We start from the raw sequence: 13,071 nt of genomic DNA on the forward strand, positions 1-13,071 counted from the left end.
ATGGCTACATGGAATAAATGCTTAAAAAAGCTTAAAAAAGACCTAACCACGTTTGAATATAAAACGTGGATAAAGCCTATTACTGTAGTCCAAAATGCAAATCTATTTACAATTTATTGTAATAATGAGTATTTTAAAAAACATATAAAAGCAAAATATGGAAATATCATAATATCTACAATTCAAGAACATCACGGAAATGATTTGGTAGTTGAATACTCTAACAAAAAGTTTTCTGGTGATACTAGTTTAGAAAACACTGTTTCAGCTGGACCCCAAGCAAATTTTTTTAGCTCTTCAAATGTGGAAATAAAAGATGATATTGAAGAACATACAACTGTAATAGCTGAGCCTACAAAAACAAAAAAGCTTAAACAAATAAAACCATCTCAAGAATTATTTGGTTTTGATGAAGCTATGTTAATAACAGCTAAAGCAGGTGAAGAGTATTCTTTTGGATTACCATTAAAAGAAAAATACGTTTTTGATAGTTTTGTAGTGGGGGATGCTAACAAGATAGCTAGAGCAGCTGCAATGCAAGTATCTATTAATCCAGGTAAGTTACATAATCCTTTGTTTATATATGGAGGAAGTGGGCTTGGTAAAACTCACCTTATGCAAGCTATAGGTAACCATGCTAGGGATGTGAATCCTCAAGCAAAAATTATTTACACAAATTCAGAACAATTCATAAAAGATTATGTAAACTCCATACGGCTACAAGATCAAGACGAGTTTCAAAGAGTATATAGATCAGCGGATATTCTTTTAATAGATGATATTCAGTTTATAGCAGGTAAAGAAGGTACAGCGCAAGAATTTTTTCATACTTTTAATTCTTTGTATGAAAATGGAAAACAAATAATTTTAACAAGTGATAAATACCCAAATGAAATAGAAGGCTTGGAAGAAAGATTGGTTTCACGTTTTGGGTATGGGTTAACAGTATCTGTAGACATGCCAGATTTAGAAACTAGAATAGCTATTTTGCTTAAAAAAGCTCATGACTTGGGTCAAAAATTACCTAACGAAACAGCTGTATTTATAGCTGAAAATGTTAGAACTAATGTTAGAGAATTAGAAGGAGCTTTAAATAGAGTACTTACAACTTCTAGGTTTAATTATAAAGAGCCTACTGTAGAAGTTGCTCAATCTTGCCTAAGAGATATAATTAAAATTCAAGAGAAGAAAGTTAAAATAGATAATATTCAAAAAGTTGTTGCGGATTTTTATAGAATTAGAGTAAAGGATTTAACTTCTAATCAAAGAAGTAGAAACATAGCTAGACCCAGACAAATAGCTATGAGTTTGGCAAGAGAGTTAACATCACATAGTTTACCAGAGATTGGTAATGCTTTTGGTGGTAGAGACCACACTACAGTGATGCATGCTGTTAAAGCAATAACTAAGTTAAGGCAAAGTAACACATCGATTTCTGATGATTATGAGTTGCTTTTAGATAAAATTTCTCGTTAAATAGACTTATATTAATTGATAAAGGGGTTTTTTAAAAATGAATTTTGCAATAAATAGAGATGGCTTATTAAAACCTTTGCAATCTATGCTATCTGTAGCAAATAGCAAAAGTACTATGCCTTTGTTGTCTTGTATTTTATTTGATATAAATAATAATAACTTAAAAATTACTGCTTCTGACCTTGATACTGAGATATCTTGTGATATTCCAGTTACTTGTGACACTCCTATAAAACTAGCTTTAAATGCTGATAAAATCTTTAACATAGTTAGAAGTTTAACAGATAATTCAATAATTGATTTTAATATAAATGATAATAAAGTAACTATTGTTTCTAACAATAGTACTTTTAATCTTATTTCATTAAATGCGGATAATTATCCTCTTATTGACAGCAATATAAATGAGCAAGCAAGTTTTGATTTAACGCAACAAGATTTTCACCATATTATTTCGAAAGTAGATTTTTCTATGGCTAGTGATGATACTAGATATTTTTTAAATGGTATGTTTTGGGAAATAAATTCAAATCTTTTAAGGGCTGTATCTACAGATGGTCATAGAATGTCAATTACAGAAGCTATAATTGATAGTAAAGTACTAGACAGTACTAGCCAATCAATTATTCCTAGAAAAGCTATCCTGGAACTTAAAAAGATAGTAGGCAAAACTGAGCAACCTATAAAAATTTGTCTTGGCAAAAATTATTTAAAAGCACAGTTTGGTAGTTTTAGTTTTATTTCTAAGCTTATAGATGGCCGTTACCCCGACTATCAAAAGGTTATTCCTAAAAACAACACAAAGCTTTTAGCTGTAGATAAACAGATATTTAAAAACTCTTTGTTAAGAACGTCTATCTTAGCTAACGATAAATATAAAGGTATACGTTTAGATGTCTCAGCTGGTCAGATGCTTTTATCCGCAAATAATCCTGACAATGAAAAAGCAGAAGATACTGTAGAAGTACAATATAATGATCAGCCTATAGAAATATGTTTTAATTATAGATATTTATTAGATATTATAAATGTTCTTAGTGAGGAGACTATGTCTATATACCTTGATAATCCTAATATGAGTGCTTTAATAAAAGATGAAAAAGATAATAGTCTATTTATTATTATGCCTATGAAAATCTAGAAAAATAATTTACTTCTCTTACTATAATTTTAGTTTGCAACAATTCCTTTTAATGTAAGCTTAAAATTTTTAAATACTAAAAAGTTACAAAAAAGTTATAAATTTATAGGTATTTTCATTACTCTATATTAGAAATTTAGTTTTTAGTTTCTTTACCATTGTTAAAAATACTTATGTCTTGTTAAAATTTTTTATATAAACTTATGATTTAGACTTGTATACTTATTTTTATAAAGGAGAAAGCCTTTAAAATGTAATCATAGTTATTGCATGCAAAATATTATCAAATAAAACTAGCGGAGATTTTGATATGAGGTATAAAAAAACTTTTTTAGCAACGTTAGCAGCTTTTGGTAGTATATCAGCTTTATCAGCAGCAGATATACAACCGTGGTCTGCTTCGAAGGTAAGTAGTTATACTCCAGGAACTTTGGTTACAGAAGGAGGTAATACTTATAAGTGTAAAGCCTTTCCAGAAGGTTCTTGGTGTACTATTGCTGCTTATGAGCCTATAGGTATATATGGTGCAGATGCTTGGGATGAACAAGGCCCAGGACCAGCTCCGAAGCCTATGGACCAGCATATTGTAGCTAACGTAAACATTACAGGTGATGAGTTACCAGCAAATGCAAAAGTAGAGTTTATTGACCCTGATAATAATGTTCATACAGTTAATAATGGAGTTGTTGATTTAGATTATGCTAAAGGCGGCTCTGAATATATGGTTAAGTTAGAAAATGCAGAAGGTTCTATATCTCCATCAAATATTACAGTTTCAAGCAATAGTGGAAATATTAGTTTAGAATATAAAGCAAAAATTAAGCCAACTCCTCCAGGACCAACTCCTCCTGCTCCAGAAGGCGATTGTGATCCATATGATGCTTCAAAAGTCCCTGCTTACTCAGATAGTTCTATATATGTAGCAAAAGATTTTGCAAAATATAATGGCGGGATATACGAAGCAAAATGGTGGACTCAAAATGCAGCTCCAGGAACTAGTGATGTTTGGAAGTATTGTGGACAAGCTGTTGAGGCAAAGGTTTCTGTTAATACTACAGGTTTACCTCAAACAGTAAAAACTTTTGATGTTGTAATAGGCGGTGAATCATATACTATAGACTCTACCAGACAAACACCTATAGTTTTAGGTCAGGGTAGTTTTGATGTTTCAGTACCTAATATTTTGAGCTCAGATGCTTTAGAAGTTTATATTGCTAATAAGGTTACACCTAATCCAATAATTATAGATGAAAGTACTAAAGAAGTAAGCTTAAAAATAAATTTTAAAACCAAAGCTGTTGAAGTTACTACAGTTAGTTTAAATGTTACCTACGCAACAGGAACTTCTCCAGACTCTACTACAGCTAAAGTTACAAACTCTAGTGGTTATGACCAAACTGTACAATTAGTAAATGGTTCAAATACTATCAGTATACCTTCTCAAGGTGAGTTTACAGTTACTCCAGATAGCTATAAAGAGAGAGGAGAAACTTACAAAGCTTCTCCTTTAACTATAGTTGATGGTAAAGTAGTCGATACTGATGTTATAGCATATGAAAAAGTAGGTAATTGGCCTGAAAGAGTTATGGCAGGATATTGGGGTACATGGACAAACGGACAAAGTAGTAATTTAGCTTCTTATATGGAATCTTTCGGTGATTACTATAATGTTATCCTACCAGGTTTCTTATTGGTTAAGGGAACTACAGTTAATAACTTTGCAGATGCTGTGATACTTGAAAACTTTGTTGATGGTGTAGATAGATTACATAAAAAAGGAGCTTTAGTAATAGCATCAGTTGGTGGATTTAATACTAGTGTATGGGCCCCAGACTTAAATAATGTAGATACTTTAGCAAAAAATATTGTTAATTTCTTAGCAGAAAATCACTTAGATGGATTAGATTTTGACTTAGAAGGTAACTCTATTGATGGTAGTGAAGCTTGGACTGAGAGTATCCAAGATTTAATAGCTAAAATGAGGGAAAATGCTGAAGCTAGAGCTGATGATTTTCCTAGAGGCTTTTTTATAACATCAGCCCCTCAAACATATGAGGATAAAGGAGTAGAACCTGCTATATACTGGACAGATAGTCAAGCAAAACCATTTGCTGCTATGTTAAATCCAGAAGCATGTGGTGGTAAGGTTTGTTTTGATGCTATTTTAATCCAAAATTATAACAATTTAAATGCTCCAGGATGGCCTAACCAACCACCTACACAATCTGTTAAGATTGCAGCTGATGCATTAAAAGTAGCGAAAAATAATGTAACTCAAATAGTTTTAGGTGATGATTTTGCACCTAGTGAAAGTAGTTATGTATCACCAGAAGAATATAAAGCTGTATTTGATAAAGGTGATGCTTATGGTCCAGCAATTAATAGCTACTCTAACTTTAATGGATTTATGGTTTGGTCATTAGGTCAGACACCAACTACAATAGATCCGATAGAATTTGCAAAACAAATGGAACAGTTTTATCCTATTTCTACTTCTACTAAATAAGCTCTCTTCTTTGCAAGGCTACTTAATTTTTTAAGTAGCGTTATCTCTAAAAAACAATTATCTTAAAAAATAATTTTCTTATATTTTACTTGAGTTATGACTTGTTAAATAGTTTTTGATAAAGAAAATGACTATACTTTTGCTAAGGCAGTTAAAGCTGCAGAAGAAAATAATTGTCAAAATATCTAAACTATAAATTTTTCTAAACGTTATTATTTTAGCGTTAATAGTCCTGCTAATTATGTGATTAACCTTTAATTTTAGAAAATAATATTTGCTATTAAATATCTTTCTTTATAGATCTTTTTGTTCATGGAACCTATCTTTTATTTACCTTTTTACCGGTGATTTTAGTGTAGACTTGATTCAAATGGTCATCCAAATTAGAATTAGACTCTAATTCTAATTTGTAGTTATTTTTCCCATTTTCTCTCAATTCACCATTAACAAACTCAAGTTGACCTGTAATTAATTTTTGCTGAACATCAGGATCAGATAGAGCACTGTAAAAATAGCTTTCAGGTGGTTTGCTATTATCTGCTAACACGCCAGCTTTAGTTCCACTAGACAGAGTAAATGTACATTTACTTCCATCACTTTCTATAACTCTTAGTTTAAGTTTATTACCATCTTTCTCAACGTAATAGACTACTGCGTCGACATCTAAACCTATATTACAATAGTGGTATCTATAACCAAATACTTTCCATACTTTATCTAACCAGAATAATTTTCCGTTATCTAGAGATATGTCTACATAATCATATCCACCATTACATACAGCAACACAATTAACATCACTCATAGCATTATATCTATGGTCAACTACTTTACCATTATAAGAGTTGGTATCTCTTATTGTTATATCACTATCTCCTTCTAAAACTACAGCTATATCATTAAACAATCTAAAATATACATCATAAAATTTATCATCTCTTTCTGTACTACCCAGACTGTGTGTTTCAGAAACCTCATTTGCAAGATATATATGTACCGGATGTACTACTAGTTGAGGTTCACTAAATGCAGGCATATTTATAAAAAATATAAGCCCTATGATGACAAAAAATTTTTTCATACTTATTAACTTAATATTTAATTTTTAAATATTATAATAATAATTTATTTAGTAAGTCAAAATAATTTTTAGCTAAGCATGATAGATAAAATTACCCCTTTAAGTAACCTTTTTGACTTTAATCTATGAATCACAAGTAATAACACAGTAAATTAGTAATCTTTAGTCTTCAAGATGCGCGGTAATACTTTTAATCGAACATATTTATCACCGACTTTAAGTTGGAGGTCTTCATGATTGATATTATGTTCTACATAAACACTTTTAGACCTAAGTCTGTTAACATCAGTCATTTTCCACCCTTGTGATAATTTTTTAAAATTGTTAGCACCGGGAATCCAAGATGTTCCTCGGTTATTTTCGACATTACCTTCATCGTAATTTAAAGAACAGTTTGGAACGTTGCTTACATTGAATCTTGTGCGTACCATGCCATCTACGCAGCTACTATAAATCTCATCACATGCTGCACGCATCAGTCTTGTTGAGTGTAGTTCACTATAGTGTGTAACTAATGACACTTTAGAATATAAATCCTGTATTTCTTTTTGTTTAGCCTTATAAGCAAGCATCATCTCCTTATTCTCTAAGGTTTCGTATGCTATCTGTTTCACGGTTAAAGAATCTAGCTCATCTACCATTTTTTTAAGTTGTATAGACAATTCTTTATGTCGCGTACTAGTGGTTACACAACGAGTGGAAGAGTAAGGGTTATCAGAAAAACGTTTCGCCCATATTTCACGAATTTGTATATTTAGGTAGGCAAGAGATAGAAGCCCTTCTACAGGGAGGTCTTTTTTAAATTTTATAACCGTTTCATGTTGTAACTTATAGTCCCCATTCATATCAAATTGATAATCCAGAGAGATATGAGATTTTATTGTAAATAAGTTTGACCAATTAGCTTTTGCGTAACTTTCTAGAATAGGTATGATTTTATCTCCTTCGTAAATTAGTCCACAACTCCCTTTTTTTCCTACTATCACAGGAGTCTTTCTATTCTGCACATAATAATCATATTGTCTATATTGTTTAAGAAATATTTGTTGTACCGTTGGGATGCGGTCTTTATAAAATGTTGTTCCTATATCTCTTACAATATTCCACCCATCATCCTCGCTATATATCCCTAAATATAGGATGAGTTCTTTCAACATATTGTTAGCAAAAGCTTTACCAAAAGTTGTGTCAGCCTCAAGCAAAGCAAGTTTATACAATTGATTAGCTGGATGGGGTTGCTCTAGGTTTTTAGATTGATTAGCAGTATGAGGTTGCTCTAGATTTTTAACTACTGAATGTAACTCTTTGATATGTTTAAAAAATACCCCCTCGATTGATGCATATTTTAACTCTTCTTTCGTCGCTCCTCTATTAAGCCATACATAATGATTATTCAAAGGATTTTCTTGCCTCAATTTTTTAATATTTTCAAGATAATTTAAAGGGATCTCTTTTTGACCCACCCAGATACAATGGACTGCTGACATATTTTTCCTTATGATAAGTTTATAAGTTTATAAGTTTATAAGTTTATAAGTTTATAAGTTTAAGGTATAACTTCATAGAGCGATTAGGTTCCATGAACAAAATTTTTTGCAATATGCAAGTAAGTATATTTAAATACTTTTGCGAAACAAAAAATATACTTAATGCACATGGAATATTATATATTATATATCAGAACCAAATTGGTCAACTATTTTAACTTTTCTTACATCACAAAAAGGCTTACATACGAAAGATACAGTTAAACTAAGAAAACTCAAAGAAATCATATTTTTTGCTCATTAGTGGCTTTTTGTAAACTAGAAATGCTCAAGATAAAAAAGATAGATTTGTTATATTAATAGACTTTTGATACATAGGGTTGGTGGAGGCGGCGGGATTTGAACCCGCGTCCATAAACTCTCCATCTTTGGATCTACATGCTTAGGCTAATCTACTTGAGTTTAGCTTAGCTACTCCCCAATTAGCCAGGGTAATAGTTAGCGAGTCTGTTAAATACAGCCCTGACTCCCAGACAAAAAGCAAAGACCGTCTTATGCGTCAATATGAACGGATGCATAGATAGCGTCATAAGAAAGGCTATCATATCCGTGCGCATCTAGGTTATTAAGCTAGACTAGGCAGCTTTAGCAACAGCAGCAAAGTTGCTGTCGTTAGCCGCTACGCGGTTTGCTTTTTTGTTGCCAGTTATTATTGGCATTTGTACTGTTATTTACGAGGTTACGGTACTTCCTCGGCATGCACCTTAGAGTTTGACGTTCATGTCGAAACCATATTCGCCCCCATTAGTGTGGATACAAATTTATAGATTATTTACTAAAAAGTCAATTTTATATAGTAAATATCTTTTGTATATAGGACATATGGAGCCATAAATAGAATTTCCAAGCCAAATTACAATTTAATAAAAAAATATGTTTTAAAGTCAAAGACAAAGAATTATTTTTCTATAAAAAGTACAAAACTTTTCTAAGTTGGTTAATTAGATTCATTTTTTGCTAATAAATACAGTAAAGACATTCTTATAGGTACACTATATTTAATTTGTTCAAAATATTTAGCACAGTCAAGTTCATCAATGGATCTATCCATCTCATCAACCCTAGGCAGAGGATGAAGAATTATAAAGTTACTGCTAGCTGAAATATGTTTTTTATCTAAATAGCATAAATCTTTATTGTTTAGGTAGCTTTCTTCATCTGGAAATCTTTCTCTTTGAACGCGAGTTACATACAGTACGTCTAAATCTTCTAGAGCTGTACTGCTTACTTCTTCTAGCTCCACAAAAGAGTTACCATTTTGCTCAACAAAACTTCTAAGTTTATCAGGAATCTGTAATTCTTGAGAAGATATAAATTTAAAAGAAGCATTATATTTAGTGAGTATATTAGTGAGTGAATGAACCGTACGACCATACTTAAGATCTCCTATAAAACCTATTTTAAGATTCTCAATAGAACCTTTTTCAGAGTAAATTGTATATAAGTCAACTAGAGACTGTGTGGGATGCTCATTTGCACCGTCGCCAGCATTTATTACCGGTGAACTGACATGTTTTGAAAACTCTTCGACACTATGAGGCTTAGGGTGACGCATAACGATAATATCAGCATATTGATCGATCATTCTACCTGTATCATCAAGAGTTTCGCCCTTTTGTAGTGAACTTGACGAGACGTTTTCTAGTGATATGACTTTACCACCTAACCTATTCATTGCAGATTCAAATGAAAACCTTGTTCTTGTGCTTGGCTCAAAAAATAATGATGCTAAAACCTTGCCCTCTAGATCTTTTATAATCTCCGATTTAGCTAGTTTATTTTTATATATATCCGCTTGATTAAATAGTTTATATAAGTCATCTTTAGTAATTTGATCACCGCGTAGTAGCTTTTGAAACGATAGCATTGAAAACCCTCAACATTAATGTCATGCTGAAATAAATTCAGCATAGCTTATTTATTTTTTAACTAATTTTTTATTCCATTTCTAGTAGAGAAAGTAGTGGTAGTCGAAGACAACACACCTCGCCTGTCGTTACCCCTCTCAAGAGGAGAATGGGGTAGTTTTTAAAATTAACTATTAATCCACTCTTTAACAGTTTTAACATCAAAATTATTATTAATCTTACGCATATCTTTGACAGCAGTTACAAAGGCTTCAAAGGCACCAACAGTTGTGACATAAGAAACTCTACTCATAATAGCAGCTCTCCTTAACGCTAAGCTTATTTTTAGCTCTTGTCTTATTGATGTGTTAACCAATAAATCAACTTCGCCTGCTTCAATAGCTTTGACAGTACTGTGTACTTGATCATTGCCAATATTATCAGAAGCTTTATCAAAGAGTTTACATTGTAGACCACGCTCTCTTAAAAAGCTTTCGGTACCTTTAGTTGCAAAGATATTAAAACCAAGCTCTATCAGCTCTTTAACTGGTTGAAATATTTTAGGCTTATCAGCATTACTTACTGATATTAGGATATTTCCTTTTAGTGGGAGCTTGTTAAAAGACATCTCTTGAGCTTTGTAGAAAGCTACTCCAAAAGATCTATCCATACCCATAGCTTCACCAGTAGATTTCATTTCTGGACCTAGATAGCAATCGACATCAGCAAACCTGCCAAATGGGAAAACAGCTTCTTTGACAGAGAAATGGCGAGGGATAGGGTTATTTAAGATAAACTCCGAAAGTTTTTTACCAAGCATAAGCTTAGTAGCGATATTTGCGATACTATTACCAGTAGCTTTAGCGACAAATGGTACTGTTCTTGATGCACGAGGGTTTACTTCAATTACATATAATCGTCCATTTTGATAAGCAAACTGAACATTCATTAGACCGATTACATTTAGCTCTTTGGCTAGTTTGATAGTTGCTTGTTTGACTTCTTCAATCTGCTCATTAGATAGAGATCGAGTAGGAATAGAGCAAGCTGAATCACCAGAGTGAATACCAGCCTCTTCGATATGCTCCATGATACCAGCAACAAAGACACGCTCACCACCATCAGCAAGCGCATCTACATCTAGCTCTGTAGCATCTTCTAGGAACTTATCAATCAAAATAGGTCCTTCAAGGATACATTTACTATTAGCTTTGATATAAGCATCTAGCTCCTCTTGTGAATGGACAATTTCCATTGCTCTACCGCCTAAGACATTAGATGGCCTCACAACCACAGGGTAACCGACATTAACAATCTTTTTCTTTAATTCATTAATAGTATATGCAATTGTATTTAGAGGCTGTTTTAAACCAACTTTATCAAGTAGCTCTTTGAATCTCTCTCTATCTTCTGCTAGATCAATCTTATCTGGATCTGTACCAAGTATAGGGATATTATTCTCATGTAGAGCTGATACTAGTTTTAGTGGTGTTTGTCCACCAAACTGTACAATTACTCCAAGAACTTCACCTTTACGCATTTCGTTTTTGATAATATTTAGGACATTCTCGGCACATAAAGGCTCAAAATATAGCTTATCAGAAGTATCATAATCTGTAGAAACTGTCTCTGGGTTACAGTTAATCATGATAGTTTCGATACCTTCTTCTTTAAGAGACTTAGCAGCATGAACACAAGCGTAATCAAATTCTATACCTTGACCAATACGATTAGGGCCACCACCTAAGATGATAACCTTTTTATTAGCAGATATATCTGACTCACAATCCCGCACGATTTCTTCATAGCTATAGTGTTCATAAGTAGAGTACAAATATGATGATTGTGACTCAAATTCAGCAGCACATGTGTCTACTCTCTTAAATATAGGATAGATTTCTTTACCAAACCTAAAGTTTCTAATGTACCTTTCTGTTCTACCAACAAGTTCGGCAATCTTAGCATCTGAAAAACCAAGATTTTTATAAATAGAAAACTCTTCTTTACTATTTGGTAGCCCCGTCTTTTTAAGCTTTTCTTCTGCAGCAACAATATTTGCAATTTGTTCAATAAACCAAGGATCTATTTTACAAGCATCATGGATGTCTTTTTCACTTATACCGTATCTAAGAGCTTGAGCTACTCTTAATATGCGCATAGGAGATAGCTCTTTTAGACACTCTAAAATAACAGCTTTATTTTGATAAAAAGATTTTTCTTTATTATAACCAGGTATCTCAACTTGGTCTAGACCTGTTAGACCAGTTTCAAGTGATACAAGAGCTTTTTGTAAGCTCTCAGAGAATGATCTGCCAATTGCCATAGCTTCACCAACGGATTTCATCTGCGAAGATAATTTAGCTGAAGTAGTCGGGAATTTTTCAAATGTAAAACGAGGAATCTTTGTAACTATATAATCAATAGTTGGCTCAAATGATGCTGGAGTAACTTTTGTAATATCATTATCAATTTCATCAAGAGTATAGCCAACAGCTAATTTTGCGGCAACTTTTGCGATTGGGTAACCTGTAGCTTTTGAAGCTAGTGCCGAAGATCGTGATACACGTGGGTTCATCTCGATAACAACTAATTTACCATCTTTAGGATTCACAGCAAATTGCACATTTGAACCACCAGTCTCTACACCTATTTCTCTAAGTACAGCAATCGAAGCATCTCGCATTATTTGATACTCTTTATCTGTTAAAGTTAGTGCTGGGGCTACAGTGATACTATCGCCGGTGTGGATACCCATTGGATCGATATTCTCAATTGAGCAAACAATAATTGAGTTATCAGCTTTATCACGGATAACTTCCATTTCATACTCTTTCCAACCTAGGATTGACTCATCAATTAAAACTTCATTTGTTGGCGATAGGTTTAGACCATTTTTAACAATTTTTTCAAACTCTTCTTTTGTGTAAGCTATACCACCACCACTACCACCTAGGGTAAAAGAAGGTCTAATAATAGCAGGAAGTCCTATATCTTCTAGAGCTTTATAAGCTTGTTCCATAGATTGTACTACCATGTTTCTAGGTACTTCTAAACCAATTTTTGCCATTGCTTTATTAAATCTTTCTCTATTTTCGGCCTTTTCTATAGAGTCAGCTTTTGCACCAAGCATTTCGACATTGTATTTTTCTAAAACACCGGCTTTGTCTAACTCTAAAGCACAATTAAGGGCGGTTTGTCCACCAACTGTAGGTAGGATTGCATCAGGCTTTTCTCTAGCGATAATTTTACCAACACTCTCAACTGTAATTGGTTCGATAAAGATTTTATCTGCTGTTGTTGGATCTGTCATGATTGTTGCAGGGTTTGAGTTTACTAGAAAGACTGTGTAGCCGTCTTCTTTTAAAACTTTACATGCTTGAGTTCCTGAGTAGTCAAATTCACAAGCCTGACCGATAATGATTGGACCGGCACCTAGTACTAAAATACTTTTTATATCTGTTCTTTTTGGCATG

Annotated in this window: 7 protein-coding genes and 1 other RNA gene; 3 read left to right on the forward strand and 5 right to left on the reverse strand. The window is 32.8% G+C overall.

The genetic code is table 11. From position 1 onward, the window contains the following. The 3 genes from dnaA (at position 1) to E3E15_RS00015 (ending at position 5,123) form a co-directional block, all read left to right on the forward strand. Positions 1-1,476, forward strand: a complete 1,476-nt coding sequence (gene dnaA / locus E3E15_RS00005; RefSeq protein WP_035720556.1) for a chromosomal replication initiator protein DnaA — start codon at positions 1-3, stop codon at positions 1,474-1,476. Between the two features lie 37 nt (positions 1,477-1,513). Next, on the forward strand, positions 1,514-2,617 hold the full coding sequence (gene dnaN, locus E3E15_RS00010) for a DNA polymerase III subunit beta (RefSeq protein ID WP_035720558.1): 1,104 nt from the start codon (positions 1,514-1,516) through the stop codon (positions 2,615-2,617). Between the two features lie 310 nt (positions 2,618-2,927). Beyond that, positions 2,928-5,123, forward strand: coding sequence for a glycosyl hydrolase family 18 protein (locus tag E3E15_RS00015; RefSeq protein ID WP_172106131.1), 2,196 nt, complete (start codon positions 2,928-2,930; stop codon positions 5,121-5,123). Positions 5,124-5,442: 319 nt separating this feature from the next. Here the strand turns inward: E3E15_RS00015 and E3E15_RS00020 are convergent, their stop codons facing one another. The 5 genes from E3E15_RS00020 to carB all read right to left on the reverse strand — a co-directional run bounded on the left by E3E15_RS00020 (position 5,443) and on the right by carB (position 13,070). Further along, positions 5,443-6,204: a hypothetical protein gene (locus tag E3E15_RS00020; protein WP_172106132.1), complete on the reverse strand. Its 762-nt coding sequence runs from the start codon at positions 6,202-6,204 to the stop codon at positions 5,443-5,445. A gap of 152 nt (positions 6,205-6,356) precedes the next feature. Continuing rightward, a complete protein-coding gene (locus E3E15_RS00025) occupies positions 6,357-7,691 on the reverse strand; it encodes a hypothetical protein (RefSeq protein WP_172106133.1) in 1,335 nt (444 codons plus the stop codon). Positions 7,692-8,072: 381 nt separating this feature from the next. Next, positions 8,073-8,494, reverse strand: a transfer-messenger RNA (tmRNA) gene (ssrA, locus tag E3E15_RS00030). Positions 8,495-8,688: 194 nt separating this feature from the next. Beyond that, complete coding sequence (pyrB, locus tag E3E15_RS00035; RefSeq protein ID WP_172106134.1) at positions 8,689-9,618, reverse strand: aspartate carbamoyltransferase; 930 nt, start codon at positions 9,616-9,618, stop codon at positions 8,689-8,691. A gap of 167 nt (positions 9,619-9,785) precedes the next feature. Next, on the reverse strand, positions 9,786-13,070 hold the full coding sequence (carB, locus tag E3E15_RS00040) for a carbamoyl-phosphate synthase large subunit (RefSeq protein WP_172106135.1): 3,285 nt from the start codon (positions 13,068-13,070) through the stop codon (positions 9,786-9,788). Between the last annotated feature and the right edge of the window lies 1 nt (position 13,071).

The organism is Allofrancisella frigidaquae, assembly GCF_012222825.1.
In the GTDB taxonomy this organism is placed as follows: Bacteria; Pseudomonadota; Gammaproteobacteria; order Francisellales; family Francisellaceae; genus Francisella; species Francisella frigidaquae.